This window comes from Alkalicoccobacillus porphyridii, from assembly GCF_007293315.1.
Classification (GTDB): domain Bacteria; phylum Bacillota; class Bacilli; order Bacillales; family Bacillaceae_D; genus Alkalicoccobacillus; species Alkalicoccobacillus porphyridii.
The window spans coordinates 41641-65281 of sequence record NZ_VLXZ01000011.1 but is presented as its reverse complement, the minus strand read 5'-3'; the positions used below and the strand labels follow the sequence as shown (position 1 = coordinate 65281).

At 42.7% G+C, this 23641-nt stretch carries 18 protein-coding genes; 5 read left to right on the top strand and 13 right to left on the bottom strand.

What is annotated here, in order from left to right; genetic code table 11:
* Positions 1–20: 20 nt before the first annotated feature.
* From FN960_RS16135 to solA, 6 genes are all read right to left on the bottom strand, one after another.
* Positions 21–1664 (bottom strand): peptide ABC transporter substrate-binding protein, encoded by a 1644-nt coding sequence (locus FN960_RS16135; RefSeq protein WP_143849945.1) that lies wholly within the window; start codon positions 1662–1664, stop codon positions 21–23.
* A 42-nt stretch (positions 1665–1706) separates the two neighbouring features.
* Complete coding sequence (locus tag FN960_RS16130) at positions 1707–2738, bottom strand: ABC transporter ATP-binding protein (protein ID WP_143849886.1); 1032 nt, start codon at positions 2736–2738, stop codon at positions 1707–1709.
* A gap of 4 nt (positions 2739–2742) precedes the next feature.
* Entirely contained in the window at positions 2743–3732 is a 990-nt protein-coding gene (locus FN960_RS16125) for an ABC transporter permease (RefSeq protein ID WP_143849943.1), read from the bottom strand.
* The gene (locus tag FN960_RS16120) at positions 3677–4606 is read right to left on the bottom strand and encodes an ABC transporter permease (RefSeq protein WP_143849944.1); all 930 of its coding nucleotides are present in this window, start codon (positions 4604–4606) and stop codon (positions 3677–3679) included. Before FN960_RS16120 ends, FN960_RS16125 begins: the two co-directional genes overlap by 56 nt.
* Positions 4607–4620: 14 nt before the next feature.
* Positions 4621–5445 carry a D-aminopeptidase DppA gene (gene dppA, locus FN960_RS16115; protein ID WP_143849885.1) on the bottom strand — a complete coding sequence of 275 codons (825 nt, stop codon included), beginning with the start codon at positions 5443–5445 and terminating at the stop codon, positions 4621–4623.
* A gap of 181 nt (positions 5446–5626) precedes the next feature.
* A complete protein-coding gene (gene solA / locus FN960_RS16110; protein WP_143849884.1) occupies positions 5627–6757 on the bottom strand; it encodes an N-methyl-L-tryptophan oxidase in 1131 nt (376 codons plus the stop codon).
* A gap of 216 nt (positions 6758–6973) precedes the next feature.
* On the opposite strand from solA, the gene rarD reads away from it, so the two are divergent.
* The 3 genes from rarD (at position 6974) to FN960_RS16095 (ending at position 10250) form a co-directional block, all read left to right on the top strand.
* Positions 6974–7894 (top strand): EamA family transporter RarD, encoded by a 921-nt coding sequence (gene rarD, locus FN960_RS16105; RefSeq protein ID WP_143849883.1) that lies wholly within the window; start codon positions 6974–6976, stop codon positions 7892–7894.
* A gap of 29 nt (positions 7895–7923) precedes the next feature.
* Positions 7924–8973, top strand: coding sequence for a lactonase family protein (locus FN960_RS16100; protein ID WP_143849882.1), 1050 nt, complete (start codon positions 7924–7926; stop codon positions 8971–8973).
* Between the two features lie 80 nt (positions 8974–9053).
* A complete protein-coding gene (locus FN960_RS16095) occupies positions 9054–10250 on the top strand; it encodes a CynX/NimT family MFS transporter (protein WP_143849881.1) in 1197 nt (398 codons plus the stop codon).
* A gap of 170 nt (positions 10251–10420) precedes the next feature.
* On the opposite strand, the gene ald is transcribed toward FN960_RS16095, so the two are convergent.
* The 6 genes from ald to FN960_RS16065 form a co-directional block, all read right to left on the bottom strand.
* Positions 10421–11536 (bottom strand): alanine dehydrogenase, encoded by a 1116-nt coding sequence (ald, locus tag FN960_RS16090; protein ID WP_143849880.1) that lies wholly within the window; start codon positions 11534–11536, stop codon positions 10421–10423.
* A gap of 122 nt (positions 11537–11658) precedes the next feature.
* Positions 11659–12855 carry a PucR family transcriptional regulator gene (locus tag FN960_RS16085; RefSeq protein ID WP_143849879.1) on the bottom strand — a complete coding sequence of 399 codons (1197 nt, stop codon included), beginning with the start codon at positions 12853–12855 and terminating at the stop codon, positions 11659–11661.
* 77 nt (positions 12856–12932) lie between these two features.
* Complete coding sequence (locus FN960_RS16080) at positions 12933–14360, bottom strand: cryptochrome/photolyase family protein (RefSeq protein ID WP_143849878.1); 1428 nt, start codon at positions 14358–14360, stop codon at positions 12933–12935.
* 302 nt (positions 14361–14662) lie between these two features.
* A complete protein-coding gene (locus tag FN960_RS16075) occupies positions 14663–15874 on the bottom strand; it encodes a threonine synthase (protein WP_143849877.1) in 1212 nt (403 codons plus the stop codon).
* Between the two features lie 278 nt (positions 15875–16152).
* On the bottom strand, positions 16153–16992 hold the full coding sequence (locus FN960_RS16070) for a sulfurtransferase (RefSeq protein ID WP_143849876.1): 840 nt from the start codon (positions 16990–16992) through the stop codon (positions 16153–16155).
* Positions 16993–17138: 146 nt separating this feature from the next.
* Complete coding sequence (locus tag FN960_RS16065) at positions 17139–19364, bottom strand: glycosyltransferase (protein WP_143849875.1); 2226 nt, start codon at positions 19362–19364, stop codon at positions 17139–17141.
* A gap of 250 nt (positions 19365–19614) precedes the next feature.
* On the opposite strand from FN960_RS16065, the gene FN960_RS16060 reads away from it, so the two are divergent.
* Together FN960_RS16060 and FN960_RS16055 are read left to right on the top strand one after the other, a co-directional pair.
* On the top strand, positions 19615–20946 hold the full coding sequence (locus FN960_RS16060) for an APC family permease (protein WP_143849874.1): 1332 nt from the start codon (positions 19615–19617) through the stop codon (positions 20944–20946).
* A 1158-nt stretch (positions 20947–22104) separates the two neighbouring features.
* A complete protein-coding gene (locus FN960_RS16055) occupies positions 22105–22674 on the top strand; it encodes a M15 family metallopeptidase (RefSeq protein WP_143849873.1) in 570 nt (189 codons plus the stop codon).
* A 1-nt stretch (position 22675) separates the two neighbouring features.
* Here FN960_RS16055 and FN960_RS16050 read toward each other — a convergent pair whose 3' ends face one another.
* A complete protein-coding gene (locus FN960_RS16050) occupies positions 22676–23428 on the bottom strand; it encodes an NAD-dependent protein deacylase (RefSeq protein ID WP_143849872.1) in 753 nt (250 codons plus the stop codon).
* Positions 23429–23641: the final 213 nt, after the last annotated feature.

Genomic DNA, 23641 nt, shown 5'->3' with positions numbered 1-23641 from the left:
TGCCCAGACCCCTTTCTATCCTATTCTAAACTAGCCCATTTTAATTCAATGTACCCGACCGGGTGTCTTACAATGCCACTGACCTCGTCAGCCTGTAGTAATGGCTGATTATAGAAGTAAATTGGGAAGATTGGCGCTTCTTCCATCAGAATTTCTTCAGCTTGGTGCATGAGATCAAAGCGTGCCTCTTCATCCGCTTCTGCTTTTGCGGCTGCGATCAAGTTATCGTACTCTTCATTGCTCCATCCTGTTCGGTTCATAGAACTACCAGTCACAAAGCTTTCCAAATAGTTAATGGGATCTGCAAAGTCGGCAATAAAGGAAGAACGCGAGAACTGCATTTCTAAATTCTGCTGCGCCTCCAAGAATACATTCCATTCTGTATTGGCCAATGTCACATCTACATCCAAATGCTCCTTAAACATATCCTGAAGAACCTCCGCTATAAGCTTATGTTCATCACTTGTGTTATAGGATAACGTAATATCAGGAAGCTCGGTGTATCCTTCTTCCTCCATGCCTTCTGCAAGTAAGGACTGAGCTTTAGTTGGATCAAAGCTTAATAAATCACCGCCAACCTCTCTAAAATCCTCGCCTGAGGGTTCAAGGAAACCATATGCGACAAAGCCATGCGCTGCATTTTCTTCACGCTTTGTTACATAATCAACAATCTCCTGCTGGTCAACTGCCATTGAAAAGGCTTTACGGATTTTCTCATTTTGGAATGGCTCCATCTCGGTATTAAATCTATAGAAATACGTACCTGATTGATCTTCAAAGTCGACCTCTCCATCCGCAATTAACTGTTCTGCAAGTTCGGTAGGTACGGATGAAGTATGAAGCTCACCCGTTTGAAAGAGCTGGTACTCCGTATTCGGATCATTAACCATTTCCCACACCACACCATCTAACTGGACAGAGTCTGCATCCCAGTATTCTTCATTTTTATCCATCGTTAGATTGGAGTTATGATTCCAGCCAGTGATCGCAAAAGGTCCATTTCCAACAAACGTATCTGCCTCTGCGGCCCAACTGGCATCCGCTTCTACGGTCTCCTGATGAACCGGGAAAAAGGCTGGGTTAGAAATGATACTCAAAAAGTACGCCTGTGGACTCGTTAATGTTACCTCTAACGTTTTTTCATCGATTGCTGTTACAGCCATATCATCTGCTGTGCCCTCGCCGCTATTAAACTCGCTTGCGCCTTCAATTAAATCGGTTAAAAAAGCAGCATCCGCCGCCGTTTCAGGATCAGCTAGGCGTTTCCACGCGAATTCAAAGTCTCCTGCAGTGACTGGTTCACCGTTTGACCAATTCGCGTTTTCACGAATCGTGAAGGTGTAGGTTAAACCGTCATCGGAAACCTCCCAATTCTCGGCTGTTGCCTCTTCTGGCTCATGAGTTTCACCTAGTCTGGTAAGTCCCTCCATCAGATTGTTTAGAATATTGTAGGACACATTGTCAAAGGCTTGAGTCGAATCTAGAGAAGTCGGTTCATTTGAATTATTCAGCCTTAGAATGTTGTCACCACTTCCGCCACCATTCGCTGTGCCATCATCCGTTGTCTCACCATCTTCTGTTCCATTATCAGAATCCGTTCCACCCGTGGTTGTACAAGCGACCAGCAACATCATAAAAGCCATCATAATCAGAAACATTAGCATCGATTTTTTCAAGGTGATTTCCTCCTCATTTTTTGTCTCGATCTACACTGTTTTCTTTAACATTGGCAGCTCATCTTCGTTGTAGGCAAGCTTCACCCGGTCATCCTGCAGCCAGCAGGCAACCGTGTGCTGCCCATTAATACTAGTCTTAGGAGGGTGATAGTCCGTACAGACGTCCATTGCATACTCACACCGATCTGCAAACGCACAGCCCTTAGGTGGTGAAAATAAATCTGGAGGTGTCCCGGCAATCGGAATTAACGGAACATTTCGATCTGCATCCATTCTCGGAACAGAATGCAATAAACCTCGCGTGTAAGGGTGCTGCGGTTGATAAAAGATGTCACGGCGATTGCCCTCCTCTACAACCTGACCTGCGTACATAACCTGAATACGATTGGCTAACTGGGCTACCACTCCCAGGTCATGAGTAATCATGATAATCGCTACTCCCATTTCTCTTTGAATCTCCTTAAATAAATCAAGAATCTGAGCTTGAATTGTAACGTCTAGCGCCGTCGTTGGTTCATCAGCAATCAAAACCTCTGGATCACAAATCAAAGCCATTGCAATCATGATTCGTTGTCTCATCCCCCCACTGAATTGGTGCGGAAATTGCTTTAAGCGTTCCTTAGCATTTGAAATCCCGACTAGATCTAGCATTTGGAGCGCTTGTTTTTGCGCATCTTTTGAGGATAGACTAGCGTGTTTAATTAAACCCTCTGTTAGTTGGTCACCAATCGTTAAGGTTGGGTTGAGGGACGTCATTGGATCTTGAAAAATCATAGAGATGTCTTTACCACGTATGCTACGCATTTTTTTATCTGAATACGTAAGGAGATTCTCCCCTTTTAGAAGAATTTCTCCCTTGTTGATCTTGCCTGGCGGTTCAGCGATTAAACGCATGATACTCTGGGCGGTAACACTTTTTCCACAGCCACTTTCTCCAACGATGGCTAAGGTTTCACCTTTTTCAAGGGATAGGTTCACACCGCGAACAGCATGGACACGCCCCCCATATGTATCAAATGAAACATGCAGATCCCGCACATCTAATAGCTTCTGATTACTCACACTCCTACCTCCTTAGCCTTGGATCTAAGGCATCCTGAAGTCCGTCCCCAAGCACATTAAATGCAAACATCGTAATTGAAATAAAAAATGCTGGGAAAAACAAACGCCACCAGGTTCCTGACGTTAATGTTCCTAATGCGTCCTCAGCCATTACACCCCAGCTAGCGAAGGGTGCCTGCACACCAAGCCCTAAAAAGCTTAAAAAGGCTTCCGCAAAAATGGCTGTTGGTACCGTCAACGTCATTTGCACAATGATGGCACCTACTGCATTGGGTAGCAAAGCTTTTCTAATGATATGTCCAGCTTTTCCACCTAGCGTGCGTGACGCCAAGACGTACTCATTGTTTTTTAACTGGAGGACCTGCCCCCGAACAATTCTGGCCATCCCCACCCAGCCAGTAACTGTTAGTGCAACGATAATGGTCAGTAAGCCCGGGCCCATCACAACCATTAAGAGAATGACAACCAGCAAATAAGGAAGTCCATATAATACCTCAACCACTCTCATCATGACATGATCTGTTCTGCCACCCTTATAACCAGAAATTCCACCGTAGATGATACCAATTACACAATCAATAAATGCCGCCATAAAGCCTACAAATAAACTTATTCTTGCTCCGTACCATGTCCTGGCAAACATATCCCTGCCCAAACTATCCGTTCCAAACCAGTGTTCCATCGACGGAGGCTGGTTCGCATTTGTCCGCAGCTGAGTGGTCACACTATGCGGACTAATCATTGGACCTATAATGGCCATCAAAAGGAGAAGGAGCATTACGATTAATCCGGTCATCGCTAATTTATTTTTCCGTAAGCTCATCCAAGCTGCCTGCCAATAGCTCAGTGAGGGTCTGACCACACGCTCTGCCCTGTTGCGGTCCGTCTTTCGCTTTGAAAATAACTCATCAGGTATGGATTGCTCAGTACGCACCTGGTCACTCCTCCTTCTTATGGAGCTTAATGCGTGGATCCAATATGCCGTATAGAACATCAACAATAAGCAACATAATCATCAAAATACCACTGTAGAAAATGGTTGTACCCATAATGACGGGATAATCCCGACTGTTAATACTTTCAACGAAGTAGCGTCCCATACCAGGGATAGCAAAGATCTTCTCTATGACAAAGCTGCCAGTTAAAATGGCCGCTACTAAAGTTCCTAGAATCGTCACCACTGGCAGTAATGCATTTCTTAGCGCATGCTTTACGACAATGGTAAATGGCGAAAGACCTTTGGCTTTAGCCGTGCGGATATAATCCTGTGTCAGCACCTCTACCATACTTGAACGCGTCAACCTAGCAATGATTGCCATCGGGGTCGTCCCCAAAGCAAGCGCAGGGAGAATCATATGCTTCCAGCTTGCCCACGTTCCGACCGGCAGCAGCCTCCATTGTCCAGCTACCTGATAGATTAATAGTGTGGCCAAGATAAAATTTGGGACCGATATTCCGATAACAGCAAAGGTCATCATGCCGTAGTCAATAACACCATTTCTTTTTAATGCTGCGAGTATTCCAAGAGTAATACCAGAGAGAACAGCTACAACTAATGCCACAATGCCAAGCTCTAATGAAACGGGAAACCCCCTTGAAATGAGTTCATTTACTGTGATTGGATATTGTTTGATTGATGGCCCAAAATCAAATTGAGCGAGTGAGAGTAGATAGTCAAAGTATCTTATGTAATAGGGGTCGTTTAATCCAAAATGCTCTTCCATATTTGCTTGAACAGCAGCATTTGTCGTTTGTTCAGTATTTAAAGGAGATCCTGGAACGGCGTGCATCAAAATAAAGGTTAATGTAATGATGACCCACATCGTTATAATCATGCCTACCATTCGTCTACCAATATAGTTAAACATCATTTCCTACCTTCCTAGCAGAAGTCAGTCCTCATCGCTAGCTCCGTCATCACGAGCATGGCTTGATAGGCTTCAAGGATATCTTTTGCCTGATAGCGAACCGTCGTTGTGCCCTCATCTATTTTCGCACCTGGCATGAGAGCTGCCCACTCTGCTTGACCGTAGTTCGTGAACTCTATCTGTAATAAAGGTTTATCAGGGGGTGTTAAGGGTTTAACTTTTGCTCGGTTATGTAAAGCCTCCTTTGTTTTTTGCTGTAATAGCTCTTTTGCTTTTTGTGGTGATAGACATAAGGCGGCAGAACGAGATTGCTGTTCCTTTACAATAGCAGTCGTCACATAAGGAATTAGCGCCTCAGCCTCTTTTGCTGTCTCATCATCTCCGGTAACTAGCAGAACGGGAACCCCATAATGTCCTGCTACATAGGCATTAAAACCCATCTCACCAATTTCATGATCATTAATAAACATCGTACGTACACCAAAGATCATCGTGTGGCTCATGACTCCTCTTTGAGAGGCCCTCGCATGATATCCGATGAAAAAAGCACCATCATACCCTTCTTGTAACCCTTGTACCATGGAGTATGGTTTGACATCTCCAGAGATGAGCTTAGCTTCTGGATGCAATTCTTCTATAAGAATATTGTTCATCTTAGAGTGGCTATCATTCACCACCACTTCCCTGCCTCCTATTTGTAAGGCCTCTTCAATCACATGATTCACCTCAGCCGTCATCAACGACTGACCGCGAGCGTAATGTCGTTTAGATGAATCTACAAATTGCATGTCGGCAAACCCAGAAATGCCCTCCATATCTACGGATAGATAAAGCTTCATGTCATCCTCCCACTATGTAACGTTTAAATCGTAGTCCAATTATCAAAGAAATCAGACTTTTTTTAAAGCAATTCGTAAGATTATTTCACGCATTCTAAAAAGACCACCTATATTGAAAGCGCTTACTTTGTTAGCTAGTATAACCCCTTCTTTATTTTTGTTTCAAGCTTTTTCTGAGCCGTTATCTAAAACGGCTCAGTTTAAACGAATCAATAGTATGAAGTAAAGGTTGCTCCAGTGCTAGCTCCGAGAGAATCTTCCCCACTACACTCGCAAACTTAAATCCGTGACCAGAAAATCCTCCCGCTATCAAAATGTGAGGATGTTCCGGATGGCGATCTATGATAAAGTCCTCATCCGGTGATTGGTCATAGATACATACGCCACCCTTCAAGAGGTCACCCGATGCTTGAGGCACATAGGTGTTCATTAACTCTCGGAGGTCCTGCTCATCCTCTGGAAAGGCTCCAAATAAGCGATTCAATTGCTCTGGTTCTGTTCTCTGTCCCCCATCATGACGTCCTATCTTAAAGCCCGCTCCTTCATAATCAGGAAAGGCATAATAAAGACCAAGCGGGCTATCAAAAACCACACAAGGAAAATCTGAATGAGAATACAATCTATCCTGGGTTGGTTCGAACCATCCAAATGTTTTTCGGATCGGTTCAATAGGTAGCTGAGCGGAAGGAAGCAGCTGATGTGTCCAAGCGCCAGCAGTCACAATTAATTGACTGGCCCGGACCGCTTGTTGATCCGTTATAACCTCTACATGCTTGTCCTGCACGTCAATCTTAAGTACGGGCTCCTTTTCGAAAAAAACAGCCCCATTAGCCTGCGCTAGCTCCTTGTATGCCTGCACACATTGCTCACTTAATAAAAAACCCGCACGTGTATCCATCACACCTACAAACTGTTCTGGCAATTGAATTCCCGGCCACTGCTTCATAATGCTCTTCGCAGTGAACACATGGTGGGGCAAATCATGGGTCGTCGAGCTGTGTAATACCTCTCGAATAAAATCTGAACCCTCTTCCCCCATTAACAGTGCGCCGGACTGAATGTACAACGTTCGATTCGACTCCTGCTCAAGCTCTTGCCACAGCTCATAAGCACTTTTTACAAGCGGTACATACCGCTCTCCCTCACTATATCCAAAACGTAGCATACGCGTTTGCCCGTGATGACTTCCCTGGTCATTTGGTACAGTATTACGATCAATCACTGCCACTCGCTGCTTCGCTTTAGCCAAATAGTAAGCAGCAGCCGCGCCCATTGACCCTCCACCTACAATGACAACATCAAAATCTCTCATATGTACTCACTTCCTTTTTTGTAGTGTATCTGATTTATTTAGAGCTGCCTATAGGGATGGCAAAGAACATATTTCTCCGCCCATGCTTTAGGCAAAATGCGCAGAATGCTAAAATAATGCCTGCTATTTCTCCAAGCATGCTTCTTTCTTTTCTCTAAATACTTGCGGTATGATGGAAGGAGAATTTTCTATTTTATAAGTAAATCAGGTGAAAGAATGAAACAGCAGAATGAGTCGGTATCAGCTGGCTTTGTAGGGGCAGCAGCGTATATGTTATGGGGAGTCATGCCCCTTTATTGGAAACTAGCTGATGATGTTACGTCAGCTGAGGTGCTGGCTTATCGTATTATTTGGGCATTTGTGTTTATGTTACTTGCCCTGGCATTGATAGGGAAGTTGCAAGGGGTATTACAAGAGATGCGTTTGGTGTGGCAGAATAAACGACGATTGCTTGCCATTACCACTGCATCCATACTCATCACCGCCAATTGGTTTATTTTTATTTTTGCTGTAAATAGTGACAGGATTATTGATGCTAGCTTAGGCTATTATATTAATCCGCTCATGAATGTACTGCTAGCGACTTTTCTGTTAAAAGAAAAATTAGCTACACTTGAAAAAATGGCGGTTGGCTTGGCTTTTGTAGGTGTGGTCATCCTCACCTTGTATTATGGTCATGTGCCATGGGCATCTATTTTGCTGGCCATTACCTTTTGCACATACGGATTTATTAAGAGATCGGTGCCCATTCGTCCGTGGACCGGGTTGACGATTGAGACGCTCTTAATGGCTCCTTTTGCCGTGTTATTTTTATATCTTATACCCGAGCCATCTTATTTCTCTCAGTCAGCAACTACGATGCTTGTTCTTGCTGGTACTGGAGTCGTAACAGCTGTTCCATTGCTTCTTTTTGCAATGGCCGCTCAGAAGCTGAGTTTTACCGTTATCGGTTTTTTGCAATACATTGCTCCAACCTTTATGCTGATTATTGGGGTATTCATTTATCATGAACCCTTCTCGAGCATACAACTGACCGCCTTCATCTGTATTTGGATCGCTTTAAGTTTATTCACATATTCAAAACTACAAACAAGAAGGCGTCTTAAAAGGCTAGCCGCAATTAATCAGCCTGCATAATTATAATAAACTGAATGGAGATGAGTGAAATGAGTTTATTTAGAGGGTATATTGGAACCTATACAAAAGCCGAGAGTAAGGGTGTTTACACCTTTACGTTGGACACGGAGAAAAAAACCTTCCAAGAGCTAGAACTAGCAGCGGAGCTTGGAAATCCTACATATGTAAATCTGGATGAGGATCAAACGAATTTATATGCTGTGGTAAAGGATGGGGACAAAGGCGGCGTAGCCTCCTATACAGTCGATGCAAAGTCTGGTGCATTAACTCACCTAACGACAGAGCTCACGGATGACGGGTCACCTTGCCATGTTAGTGTAAATGAACAAACGGCTGTTACCGCAAACTATCATAGTGGTCGCATTACCTTGTTTCCTCTTCAAGCTGATGGAGGTGTCACTCCTGCTTCTTCCTTCGCTCAGCATGAAGGGACGGGACCACATGACCGTCAAGAGAAACCACACGCTCATTTCTCAGGATTCACTCCTGATCAACAATACATTGTCGCCGTTGACCTTGGAACAGACAAGCTTGTTACGTATACGTTTGAGAACAACGAGCTTATTAAAGCAGGCGAGTTTTCCTTTAATCCAGGATCAGGTCCTAGACATTTAGCGTTTCATCCTAAAGAAAAATATGTCTATGTGTTTACAGAGTTAAGCAATGAGATTGTGACACTTGCTTACGAGGATGTACCAAATGCATTTAGAGAAGTACAGGTTGTATCTACCCTACCTGATGATTTCATTGAAAATAGTCAGGGAAGTGCGATTCACGTTTCATCAGATGGTCGATTTGTATATGCAGCGAACAGAGGACACGATAGCATTGCGGTCTTTGAAGTAAATCCTTATTCAGGAGAACTGACATTAGTCCAGCGTGTATCCTCAGCAGGAAATTGGCCACGAGACTTTGTCTTAGACCCAACCGAATCATTTGTGATTGTGTCTAATGAAGAGACGGGAAATGTTGTCTTGTTTGAACGAAACAAGGAGGACGGCACCATCATAGAGCTTTCTTCCACTTTAGAGGTATCCAAACCCGTTTGCCTTAAATTTGTGAGTGCATCGATCAATTAACCTAAAGAACCAGGCTTCCTTACAGCAATGTTATAAGGAAGCTCGTTTTTTGTTTTACAGCATAAAGGAGTCCATACATCATGTCTACACATAATCAAAAGAAACAGCTTTTACTGCTGGTTGGTATTGCTGTCATTGCCTTTAACTTACGCCCAGCCATTACTTCCGTTGGTCCAGTTATAGCAGCTATTCGTACAGATTTTGACTTATCTAATGGAGCAGCTGGTCTCATCACAACATTACCGCTGTTATCCTTTGCCATCCTCTCTCCTCTCGCACCTAAAATAGGACAACGGCTTGGCTTTGAAGGCGCGATTGTTGCTGGTCTTCTTGTTTTATTACTTGGGATACTGCTTCGAGCGAGCGGCCTGCTTTCATTGCTTTTTGTTGGTACAGCTCTGATTGGTATTGGCATTGCGGTATGTAATGTGTTGCTCCCTGGCCTTGCCAAACTCCATTTCCCGTTGAAAGTTGGTCTCATTACAGCTTTGTATTCTACGTTAATGTCCGTCTTTGCCGCACTCGCTTCGGGTATTACTGTTCCGATTGCAGAAGGAGCTGGATTAGGATGGAATACGACACTTCTTTTATGGGCAGGTTTAGTATTTATCGGTTTAGCCGTCTGGCTGCCACAGCTACGTGGTAAAAATAGTGAGCCTCGTCCAGAAGAGGTTCAACCAGTAACTGGTTCGCTTTGGACATCCACCATTGCTTGGCAGGTTACTATTTTTATGGGACTACAATCCTTTTTATTTTATTCATCTGTCGCGTGGCTACCAGAGATCATGAAGAGCCATGGCATGAGTGTAGCTACTGCCGGTTGGATGCTTTCACTCATGCAATTTGCCGGCTTGCCGGGGAACTTTCTTGCTCCTATTCTTGCTGGGAGAATGACGAATCAACGAGTGTTAGTAGTAGGCATTGGAATTCTTTACACATTTGGCATTTGTGGAATTTTAATTGGTGGAAGCACTACCCTACTTATTCTTTCTATTTTAGTCATGGGACTGGCCTCAGGTTCAAGTATTAGTCTCGCGCTAACGTTCATAGGCCTGCGCAGTGCAACCGCGCACCAAGCTTCTTCCCTATCTGGTATGGCCCAATCACTTGGCTACCTATTAGCCGCTAGCGGTCCTATTCTGGTTGGCTTATTATTTGACTGGTTCCATACCTGGACCGTACCTCTTGTGCTTTTTCTTGTCATATTATGTGCCATGGTTTGGATTGGTTTAGGAGCAGCGAGAAACCAGTATGCACTTACGGAAAAAGAGATCTGACGCAACTAAGATTAGAAGGGGCCATTGCTGAGTCCCATCCCTTATACGTTCTGGCCTTTTGCAAGTTATAAACGTGACCTTCGCGCATAAAGCCCCGAGCGTCCACTTGCACCTGCTCCTTAACCCTCCCCCAATAAAAAACAGCTGGGCACTTAGCCAGCTGTTTTTCCTTATCCTAATGCCTCTTCAACGGTTGCATAGGTATAGCCAAGATCACGTGCAACGGCTTCATAGGTAATTCGACCGTTTGCTACGTTCAGGCCAAGTGCCAGCGAGGGGTTATCAAGCATGGCTTGTTTTGGTCCTTTGTCGGCGATAGCTTTTGCGTATGGAATGGTTACATTTGTTAATGCGATCGTTGAGGTACGAGGCACTGCTCCAGGCATATTCGCCACTGCATAGTGGATAACGCCATGCTTTGTATAGGTTGGATCATCGTGTGTGGTGATGGCATCTGCCGTTTCAATGATACCTCCTTGATCGATGGCTACATCAACGACAACGCTACCTGGTTTCATAGATTTAATCATATCTTCTGTTACCAATTTTGGCGCTTTAGCTCCTGGAATAAGCACGGCACCTATCACTAGATCGGCTTCGCGAACATGCTCTGCGATGTTTAATGGGTTGGACATAATGGTGTGGACGTCTCTACCAAATTGATCATCTATTTGACGTAGACGCTCAGCACTAAGATCAAGCATTGTGACGTCTGCTCCAAGTCCCACAGCAATTTTTGCTGCATTGGTGCCAACAACACCTGCTCCAATAATGGCCACTTTCCCACGTTTTACGCCTGGTACGCCGCCAAGTAAAATTCCTTTTCCTCCCTTAGGCTTTTCTAAAAATTGAGCACCGACCTGAGTCGCCATGCGTCCAGCCACCTCACTCATCGGTGTAAGAAGTGGTAACGTGCGGTTCACTTCAACTGTTTCATATGCTATCGCTGTTACTCCAGAGTCGGCTAAAGCCTTTGCTAACTTAGGCTCAGCAGCCAGATGTAAATACGTAAATAAGATTAATCCCTCACGAAAATAAGCATATTCTGATTCAAGTGGTTCCTTTACTTTAAGAATCATTTCAGCTGTGTCCCAGGTTTCTTTGGCTGTTGGTAGAACGGTGGCACCCGCTATTTCAAATTCGTGGTCGGAAAAGCCGCTTCCTTCTCCTGCTCCAGCTTCAATAAAAAGCTGATGTCCGCCATTTACCAATGTCGTGATACCCGCTGGCGTGATCGCTACTCGATTTTCATTATTCTTAATCTCTTTAGGTATCGCAATAATCATGTCTATTCCTCCTAGTCTCTACTGTTCCCACTTTTAGTATAGAAAAAAGAGGTAGTTTTTTCTTTGTAGAAATACAAGAAGTTCCACGACTCCATTTGTTTAATTTAACAAACAGACGGTTCTTACTTCTCCATCATGAGAATGTCGATATATAATCCCATTCGTGTTAACGGTTCTTTCAGTGAAAATTCGCCAATACTTTCTATCCGTTTGATCCGGTAGGTAAGGGTATTCACATGAACATGAAGCTGCTTGGCCGTGTCATTTGTGTTGCCGTCACGTTTGAGTAATTCAATCAGTGTCTCTAACAATTCGGTTCCTTGCTTCGTATCGTACTGTTGAATAAGCAAAAGGCCCGGGTGAGGGTTCTTTGAGCGGGTCATCTGATCTATATATTTTAAAATGCCAAGATCCTGATAAATATGAGCCGTATCTAGCTCTTGCGGAAAGCGTTTTTTTAAGGAAAGGATACTTAATGCCTCCTGATAGCTTTCGGAAACATGGTTTAAATGAAAAACATACGAGCCACAGCAGCTTTCTTTTTGCTTTATGACAAAACGATCTTGTAGCTGCCCAGTCAATTTTTGTAGAAATTGACGCTGATTCATCGTCTCTTCTGCTTTCACCAAACAAATCAGTTGGCGATCGTCCCAGAGGTACAATGGGATCATATCTGGATAAGAGGCCTGCAGCATATACTCGATGTGTCGTTTTGATTCATCATCTTGTTCTTCAAAAACAAGGATGCTCACAAATACAGACTCCTGCTCTTGCATTCTTGTAAGGTGCAGGTCGTTTTTGACTTTATCTGTAGATTCTCCAAGCAAGAGCTGCCATAACAATTCCTGCCTGCTTTTGTGAGTCTGCTTGCGCTCACGACTTAGCTTTAACAACTCCTGCTTAGCTGTAGCTGCCGCTTCCTTTAATAACTCCAACTCCAGATCCGTCAAGCTTTGTTTATCATCTGATACCCAGATATAACCAAGCACTTCATCCTGCTTCCAGATGGAGACGGCTACTCGGCTCCCTAAACCAAACTCAGCAATTTCCGTAACTCTTACAGGCTCCCTTGTTTGATTAAGTGCTGGAATAATGCCATCCTTCCAGAATCGATTAATCAAATGCTCGGGCACTCTTCGACCGATAATTGTCTGGACTCTGGCTTCGTCCGCACCATCTACATGCGTACTATATGCCAGCAGCTGATGATTTGCATCCTCAATTGTCACGGGACCATGCAAATGGTAGCTGATCATCTCAGCAAATTCTTCTAATGAACGAAATGGCTGGCGGAAAACGTGAGGTGTTACATGTGTCATAGGCTACCTCTCCATCGTACATTTTCTTGCATTAATTATAGCAAGCCAATTGACGATTTGACTATAGCACTCGGGTATTAACCCCTTTCTTTATAAAGCTCCAGAGCCTTTTTGCGTTGAAGCTTATGATCAACGATGGGTTTTGGGTAATCCTTCCCAATGACACAGCCTGCTTCCTTTTGAATCTCATCAGGCATGGTTTCCGGAGAATGGATATACTTTTTTGGCACATCCTTTAATTCAGGTAGGTATTTCTTTATGAAAGTCCCCTCAGGATCAAACCGCTCTGACTGGCGTGTTGGATTAAAAATTCTGAAATACGGAGCTGCGTCCGTCCCTGTGGAAGACGCCCATTGCCAGCCACCAATATTGGAAGCTGCTTCATAATCAATGAGACATTCTTCAAAATAACGCTCTCCTTCTCGCCAATCAATCAGTAAATCCTTTGTTAAAAAGGACGCTACCGCCATACGTAACCGATTATGCATCCAGCCTATTTGATGTAACTGCTTTATAGCGGCATCAATTAACGGGAAACCTGTTCTGCCTTCCTTCCATGCCTCAAGCAGCTGTTGATCGTCTCCCCAATCCATACCTCGATATTTTTCTATTAATTCCTCATCTTTACTTTTAGGATATTGTTTATAAATCATATTATAAAAATCGCGCCACGCCAGCTCCTGAACGAATGTCTCCATTCCTTGTGTCTGACTTCGATCCCCTTTCTCATCTTCTATCCAATGATAGACGGTACGAGCAGATACGGCACCTGTCCGTAAATAAGGAGAAAGCATACTTGTAGCAGATAAAGCAGGGAAATCTCGCTTTTTTTGATAGTCATCTACCTTTGATTCCGCAAAGTCTTCTAAACGTTTTAATCCATGCTTCTCTCCTGCATACTGCCATTTTCCCGTCTTTTGTTCCATTAACTTGTCATATGCATTTTGTCCCCGCTTAAACTGATCTCGAATATCTAGTGCGTGATGTTTTAGCTTATTTAGGTCAACATGCTGAAGTCGAGGCTTATCCTGCTTCAGCCATTGCTTATAATATGAAGAAAAGACTTTATAATGCTGCTCGTCCGGCTTTTTTACTTCATTAGCCCCATGAATCGTATGGTCGACACAAGGAAATATGGGGATAGATTTCTCCTCAAAAAAATCAACGACTTTCTGATCTCGTTTAGCTCCAGCTCCAGCTTCATCTACATTAAAATATACTTGATCAACATCTGGAAGCTGGTTAACGACTTGATTAAACGCTTCTTCAAGACTCCCCGTTATAAAATGAATGGGAAACCCCACTTCTTCACAATTTTCCACATGCTTCATTAATGTTTCATAATAATAATCGTGTCGTGGTGTAAAGGTTTGATTTAAGCCCGGTTGAATATAAAACAATCCCACTACTTGATCTTCATCTGTTAATGACTCTAACGCTTTCGAAAGAGCTGTGTGGTCATGTAAACGAAGATCCCTTCTAAACCATATAACCGTAGTACTCATAACGTTCCCCTTTTCATTTAATCTAACCTCTATTACCTACTTTTAAGCATTTTAAACAACTTTTCACTTACTACCACATGGTATAAATTACCATGTTTCATTTATAAAAATTAAGGAATTGTAGGAGTAAGAAACGGAAAGGATGATCTGACATGGTTCGAACAATTCTAATGATAATTGGTGCAATTGTAGTCATTGGTGCAGTGCTCTCATTTGTATTTTAGTCTTAAGCATTAATAGTATTTATATTAAAAAACACAGGAGCTCGCTAGAACACGAGCTCCTGTGTTTTTATTTGTCGTTTATCTTTTCAGCACGTCTCCTTTTTTTAATAATGGGAGATCCAGCTTTACAGTATCAGGGTACTTTATACCTTGTCCTGTATTTAAGATAACAACTGTTTCTTCATCACCAATCCATCCTTTTTGCTTTAGCTCTCTAGCCGCTGCAAAAGCTGCCGCTCCCTCAGGACAAATAAATGCACCTTCCATGGCCCCAATCGTGTGAAGCTCCTGTAGCATCACTTCATCATCAATGGCTACGGCACAGCCATTTGTTTGATAAATAGCATCCAGTACTAAGAAATCACCAAGCGCTTTAGGTACATTTATCCCAAATGCTTGGGTTTGGGAGTTTTCCCAGTACTCCGATAATGTTTTCTTATCTTGCCATGCCTGTACGATAGGAGCACAGCCTGTAGACTGTACAGCTACTAAACGAGGAAGGTTACCCTCTACCCAACCTAATTCCTTTAATTCTAATAAAGCTTTATAAATACCAATTAATCCGACCCCGCCACCTGTTGGATATAAGATAACATTGGGCATAGACCAATTTAATTGTTCCGCTAATTCTAGCCCCATGGTTTTTTTACCTTCGATTCGGTAGGGTTCCTTTAATGTAGAAGCATCATACAAGCCATAATCCTTTACTGCCTGAGCTACAACCTTACCCGCATCGCTTATTAATCCATCAATAAGATGAAGGCTCGCACCAGCAACCACACATTCTCTTCTCGTGATTTCAGGAGCATCTTCAGGCATAACAATGGTTGCTTTGATTCCAGCCCGCGCTGCATACAAAGACCACGCAGCTCCGGCATTTCCATTTGTAGGCATCGCAATCTCTTTAATACCAAGCTCCTTCGCTTTAGAAATTCCTACAGCAGCTCCTCTTGCTTTAAAGGAACCACTTGGAACCATCCCCTCATCCTTCATAAGCAGGTGAAATATCCCCATATCTCTTCCTATATTAGTCATGGGTACAAGCGGCGTCATGCCTTCTCCTAAGCTAACCAAATTTGTGGGCTCTTCTAATGGAAGCAATTCATGATACCTCCAAAGATCAGACTGACGTTCTGAAGGAATGGGTTCAGGCATGTCCTTCTTTAATGCTTCAAGATCGTAATGAACTAATAAGGGAGAGCCACATTCACATAAGTGATGAACCTCATTTTTTTGATAAGCTGTGTGACATTTTGGACATTCAAGATGCGATACATAACTGTACTTCATAGCCAATCCTCCTTCATGAACTCGATCAGTTGATCTTAAAAGAGCTGTACCAGATAGTGGGCACCGCTGTATATCTAATCGTGGATAGTGCGTTTTATGATTCGTTACAACAATTCGATTCTGTTAATCATCATCGTCTAAATAATCAGCTTCTTCAAGCATTTTATCGCATATCTATATAATTCGAATCTTAAGACCTATGTCCTCTACCTTAGTGAAGTAAACGATCCCTTATAATTACAAAAAAAAGATGGCCGTAGCCACCTTATACCTTATGCTTAGAATCCTTTTTCAATTGGACTATCCTCGTAACTGACCCAGTCGCTCCAGCTTCCAGAATAAAGCTTTACATTTGTAAAACCTGCCTCTTTTAACGCCAAGACATTTGGGCATGCTGTCACACCTGATCCACAATAAACAATGATTTCTTTAGTCTTAGGTAAGGATCTAAAGTGCTCAGTGAGCGCTTCATTCCTTTTCCAATGACCAGATTCGTCGAGTAGGTCCTCCCAGAAATAATTGAGTGCTCCGGGAATGTGGCCGCCTTTCTTATCCAGTGGTTCTGATTCGCCTGAATATCTTTCTGGCGCTCGTGCGTCAATTAAAATGGCATCGTCGTCCGCAAGTCTTTCAAGAACGTCTTGACGAGTAAGTCGCGCCTCTTGTCTAACATTAGCATCAAACGTTTTTGCTGTAGGCTTTGGTTCCTCTGCGCTGACATCATAACCTGCACCCTGCCACCCCTCAAATCCCCCTTCAAGAATATAGGTTTGGTTGTGTCCCAGATATTCTAATTGCCACCATAATCGACTAGCAAATGAGCCTTTGTTCTGATCGTATGCTACAACAATGGTATCTTGGTCTATTCCAATTCCACCAAAAAAGGAAGCCAGTTCTTGAACTTCAGGCAGTGGATGGCGACCGCCGTGCTTTCCACCTTTTTTAGATAAGTCCTCACCTAAGCTAACGTAAACAGCACCAGGGATGTGCCCTTCCTGATAAAGCTCCCTACCCTTATTTGGTTCGGTAAGTACATAACGTACATCTACAACAAGCAGAGATTCCGGTTTTTTATGCATCCATTCTTTTAATTGACCAGCGTTAATTAATTTGTCCATGCCATTCATCCCCTTTCTCAGAGTGTATATTTCTATCCTAGCACAGTTTGTTTTGTTGAGAAGCTACAAGTCGTTGCAGTCGATAAAATGAAATAGAAAACCCCTGTACCACATGTTCCTTGTGTGATACAGGGGTTCACTTAATGTTAGGCAATAAATTTTAACCCGATATAACGACTTCTTCCCTTTTTTCGCACCCAGCATATTTGAGCTTGTCGTTCAGCTAACTCTCTCTCAGCTGTTGTCACCGTAACAATCTGATCAATCTTTAAGCTACGATTTAGCTTAACACTGCATCCGGCTTCGCTGTAATCCAGTACAGTTGCCTCGACATATTGTCCATTTATGTCAAGCTGGCCGGGTAATGTGACATCTTTTCTAATAGATTGTCTGTTAAAGCTTGGGTCTTCTTTTTTTGTTCTCCGAATGAATCGATACATAGCACTTCCTAGATAAGCTTTGTCATAATACTTTTCAATGTTTGCGTTCACTGGCTCACTAAACAACACACGAATTAGCTCAGCGTAATTGCTTTGCTCAAGGTCAATAAACTTAATCCCCATCAACAATTTTCCATCCTTAGGATTAATCCATCTCTTCTCAATCTTTACATCCTTAACTCCAGCAAATGATACTGTAAAGACAGACTCATTTGACAAATAGCTCTCAAGGGATAAAGCATCTAACTCTATACGTGCTCCACTTTCACTGATGTTTAACACTCTAAAGGACACGGAAGCATCTTCGGCGTGCAGAACCCCTTGTAAATCAATAGGAAATCGCTCCGAGTTACGATGGCGCGGTCTCTCAAATGATAGAAAAATGGCCAAAATGATAGCTGCAGCATTATACAGCACCCAAAAAATATTAATATACAGTACATCTGGATTCACATGATATTGCTCTGGAAAAAGGTAATAGAGAACGACCTTAACCAACGCTGCTACTGTGAGACCAGCAAGCACCAGATATGGCATACTCGTCATCCATAAAAAGCGCCGTTGATCGGTTTGCACACCCTTCCTGGTGACATTAAACTTAAATTTCTTCTTTAAGAAGATTTCAGAAAGAACAGATATGGCCATATACGGGGCCATCGCTACCTCATATACATGGCTCCACAAAACGGTACGCTTCTTGTCGGCTAATGCTTTAAACATTAGCTGTGAGGATAAGAAGGCCGGTACCCAAAACCATAGGAGCTCATTAAAACTGACTTCAAGACTATAGATGTTAAATACTAAAAATAAGAGCGGCGCTAATAGAAACACCATTTTATAAAGACCAAAGAACCAGTAATGAATTCCATCCATATAGAGAAGCCTTTGCATAAAGCTTAGACCTTTTAACGTTAACGGATTCCATTTACGAATGACTTGAATATTTCCGCGACACCAGCGATCACGTTGCTTTAAGAGATCCGCATAGGTTTCAGGAGATAGTCCTACAGCCAGGGTTTCATTAATAAAGGCTGAATTGCGATTGTCAGATTGCAGGAGCATACCTGTTGCCATATCCTCCGTGATCACACCTGTTGCAAAGCCACCAACCTCTTCTAACGCCGTTCTACGGAAAAGAGCGTTGCTCCCTACATACATGGTCGCATTAAAACGGTCCTTCCCCTGCTCAAGATGGCGCATAAAGAAATCCTGTTCATTTGTTATACGGTCCTCAAAAAATAAATTATATTGAAATGGATCATCATTATAAAATACCTGAGGTGCCTGCACAAAGACCATTTTTTCATCTGTAAATTGACCGATTGTTCGCTCAAGAAAATTAGCTTGAGGAACCATATCAGCATCCATTGTAACAACAATTTCACCCTTCGATTTAGTTAACGCGTGATTTAAGTTTCCTGCCTTTGCATGACTATTATCCTTACGATCTAAATAGTGAATTCCAAACTCCTGACAGAGCTCTCTCACACTTTGACGACGGCCATCGTCACAGACATAGATGGTCAGAAGGTTTTTAGGGTACCGTATAAGCGTAGTTGCCGCAATTGTTCTTTTTAGAAGATCCTCAGATTCATTATATGTAGCAATAAATATATCCACAGTTGGAAGCTCTTTAAACTCAGATAAAGGAATATGCTTTCGGTTAAAAGGACGCCACGAAATAATACTAAATACAATAGATTGCAAGAAGCCTGCAATTTCCGTTAGCAAAAGCACGATACCAGCTATTATGCTAATCGTATTCATTGTTGGAAGAGTGTACGCTGCTCTCCACCCTAAATAAATGGCGTTTATCGCCAAGAATAATACAATTAATAATTGCTTAGACCAATGAAATTTCTTCGACAAAAGATAAACAACAACTAGGAAGATCGTCGATAACCCTAACCATTCCAGTAATGCAATTTCCATTTTTACTATTCCTCCTCAAATGGACATAAGTCTATTTAACTAGAAGCTTGGATTCATACTATAATTTCACGTAAAAAATAGCAATAGATTTTCAGACAAAATCCGCTAATTATCCCCTTATTTCACCTGTTAACGCTTCCAGATAAAAATAATCTCTTTTTGGCTTAAATAATAGTTGCGAGGCACGCTCTATTCGACTAAAATAATCTCAGTCAAAAATAAAGAAGATAAATTAAAGGATGTGGTTAACTTGGAGAAAGAACAGAAATTAAAGCGTACGCTTACGCTGGTTCCGCTTATTGTTATCGGACTAGCTTATATGGATCCGCTTGTTGTATTTGATTCTTATGGAATCGTGGCTCAAATCACGCAAGGACACGTGGCTGCTGCTTATATTTTCACAATTGTAGCTCTTCTGCTTACAGCCTATAGCTACGGAAAAATGGTCCAGGCATACCCTAAAGCGGGCTCAGCGTATACGTACGCACAGAAAAGTATTCACCCTCACGCAGGCTTTATCGCAGGTTGGACATTACTGCTAGATTATCTATTTCTACCAATGGTCAACTTTGCCATTGGTGCAGCTTATTTAGAAGCTGCCTTTCCTGGCATTCCTCCATTCCTATGGATACTTGGATTAGCCATCGCCATCACCACCATTAATGTATTCGGAATTAAATTAACAGCTAACATCACAGCATTATTTGTTACCTTTCAAGTAATCGTTGCGTTGGTTTTTGTTGGCTTTATCATTAAAGGCTTATCTTCCGGACTTGGAACAGGTGAAGTCGTTTCCTCTGCTCCTTTTATTAGCCCAACCTTAGACATGTCGTTACTTTTCACCGGCGCCTCAATCCTTTGTTTTTCGTTTCTAGGGTTTGATGCCATCTCTACAATGTCTGAGGAAACCGTTGATCCAAAGAAAACCATACCTAAAGCCATCTTTCTAGTGGTACTAATCGGAGGGGTCCTTTTTACATTAACCTCCTACTTTTTGCACCAAATCTATCCTAACTTTCAAAGCTATCGAAATGCGGAAGCTATTTCACTTGAGATTGCCGGATATATTGGAGGGAGCTTCATGCACTCCCTGTTCCTAGCTGGAACCATGGTCGCTGTCATCTCTTCCTCCCTGTCCTCCCATGCCAGTGCATCCAGACTACTCTTTGCCATGGGACGGGATGACTCTTTACCTAAACGCTTTTTTGGATACCTGCATCCACGACTAAAAACACCCCTGTTTAACGTTGTGTTTATTGGTATCATTTCATTAACAGCCATCGTAGGTGAATTAGAGATTATCTATTCTTTTATTAGTTTTGGAGCATTAATCGGCTTCACCAGTGTGAATGCCTCTGTTATTGCTCACTACTATATTAGAGGAAACCAAAGAAGCTTCACCCAGACCGTTCGTTATCTTGTGATCCCCGGAGCCGGCGCAGCCTTCTGTATTTGGCTTCTAGGAAGTATTAGCACCAATGCACTTGTCATTGGAACTGGCTGGTTATTCTTAGGTCTAATCTACTTTATTATGAAAATCCGCCGCAATCCAAATTTCATTCTGACTTTACAGGAGAGATAGGTATAACTGCATTATGTAAAAATCCCGTGTGACGGGGTTTTTTGTTTGGGATTTGATGCATGTGCGTCTGGAGGTCGAGGAGGGGGTCGCAGTAAGTGCTGCTGGCTCTTGGTGTTAGGTGTTTTCTTCTTGGTAATGGCAATCGGGTCTTGGTACTGTGGCGGTTCTTCTTGGTGGGCGAGGTTTCTTTCTTGGGTTCGGGGTCTGGCTCTTGGTAATGCGCTGGTTCTTCTTGGTATTGAGCTCTGGCTCTTGGTAATATGCTCGTTCGTCTTGGTATGCGGAGCTTCTTTCTTGGTATTGATCTCTGGGGCTTGGTAACGCGCTGGTTCCTCTTGGTGTGCGGGGCTTCTTTCTTGGTATTGAGCTCTGGCTCTTGGTAATATGCTCGTTCTTCTTGGTGTGTAAGGCTTCTTTCTTGGTTTCGGAATTTGGCTCTTGGTGCTGTGCTCGTGCTTCTTGCTATGCGGAGCTTCTTTCTTGGTGCGGGCTCCGGCTCTTGGTAATGCGCTCATTCTTCTTGGTGTGCGGAGCTTCTTTCTTGGTATTGAGCTCTGGCTCTTGGTAAGACGCTCATTCTTCTTGGTGTGCGGGACTTCTTTCTTGGTATTGAGCTCTGGCTCTTGGTATGCGGAGCTTCTTTCTTGGTATTGATCTCTGGGGCTTGGTAACGCGCTGGTTCCTCTTGGTGTGCGGGGCTTCTTTCTTGGTATTGAGCTCTGGCTCTTGGTAATATGCTCGTTCTTCTTGGTATGCGGAGCTTCTTTCTTGGTATTGAGCTCTGGCTCTTGGTAATATGCTCGTTCTTCTTGGTGTGCGGGACTTCTTTCTTGGTATTGAGCTCTGGCTCTTGGTAAGGTGCTCGTTCCTCTTGGTATGCGGTAGTTCTTTCTTGGTTTCGGGCTCCGGCTCTTGGTACTGTGCTAGTTCTTCTTGCCACGCGCGGCTTCTTTCTTGGTTTCGAGCTCCGGCTCTTGGTAATGCGCTCGTTCCTCTTGGTATTACGACCATTCTTCTTAATACTGCCTCTTCGACTTTTTATCATTCAACATAGTTATCCCCACAAGCTTCTTAGGTTCAAAAAACTATGAAACTACGTTACAATAGGTAGAGTTTCGACATTTTTCGTTTAGTTGCTAGAAAAGGAGATTTGCTTATATGAAAGCACAAATAGGGGTCACTTTCTCTTGGCTTCTGATTGTATCCATCTTATGCTTCTTTTTAATTATTTTGTATAAAGAAAAAGAACTCCAGCTTCCACATGAAGCGATAGCCAAGGAGGATGTGGACTTTGAGCCTCCTACAGACCTTCACCCTACTGTTGCCGAAAAAACAGAGGAGCTTGTTGAAAGAGCTGCAGATTTAGAAATAGATGTTGTCATAACTGATGATTTTCGTTCAATAGAAAAGCAAGACTCTCTTTACGATAAAGGTAGAGAATCCGAGGGACGAGTTGTAACCAATGCGAAGGGTGGCGAATCCTATCATAATTATGGGTTAGCTATTGATTTTGCCCTCAGAAAAGAGAATGGCGATGTGATTTGGGATCTTGAATATGATGGCAACCAAAATGGCGAGTCAGATTGGATGGAGGTCGTATCCATAGCAAAAGATCTTGGATTTACATGGGGTGGCGATTGGAAAGGATTTAGAGATTACCCTCATCTGCAGATGGATTTTGGATACAGTATTAATGAACTTCAACGAGGAAAGTACCCTTCTCATTAAATCACCATGTATCTTTTACTAAATCCCTGTGAAGTAACGTAACGATTTCACTTAGTTCACCATGAACTCTACATTGAAACACTTCATCCATCATTGTATGCTCTCGATTAATTATGGCAGACTTCATATTCAGTTCAAATACAGCATACTCCGGCAGAAGATTGAAGGGGCTAACTTGTAAAGAAGTGCCCATTGTTAACAATAAGTCACTAGATTGAATAAAAGCCTCTGCCTCTCCATGCTTTGTAATGGGGTCTCCAAATAATACAATATCCGGCCTAACAATTTTGCCACACTCTTTCATTGGGCAAAGTGGTGTCTCGTTAGCAAGAATCTCATCCAACTTTATTTTAGTCCCACAGCGTGGACATGAGGCTGTATCAAGCGAACCATGATACTCAATGATTTGATTACTACCCGCCGCTTTATGCAGACCATCAACATTTTGCGTAACAATGTATATTTTTTTACCAATTCTCTCGAGATCTTTAAGAAAAAAATGGACCGGATTAGGCTGGAACCCTTTTAACAGTTTAATTCGGAAGATTTCTTTATACTTTCTCCAAAAATCTACAGGATCCTTTTGAAAATACCGATTAGACATATAGTACTCTCTTGAACGGTCCTCGGACCATAACCCACCTGCTGAACGAAAGTCAGGGATACCACTTGCAGTAGAAACTCCTGCTCCCGTCAAAACAGTAATCGTTGACGCTTCTTTGATCAGCCGTCTTAGCTGAGTATAATCTGTCATAAAGCTTCAAACCCCTTTATTGCTCAACATTGTTCTATTATAACAAACTAGGAATCTCTATAAAAATTTCGACCCTTTTCGAAAAAAACTTCATATTTCCCAATATTCAAATAGAATATAAAACTAAATCAAAGCGCCCAGAACATAAGGATAAATTACCTAGCAAATCACCATATGCTATCTAGCATTTCTGATATTTACATTTACATGTTT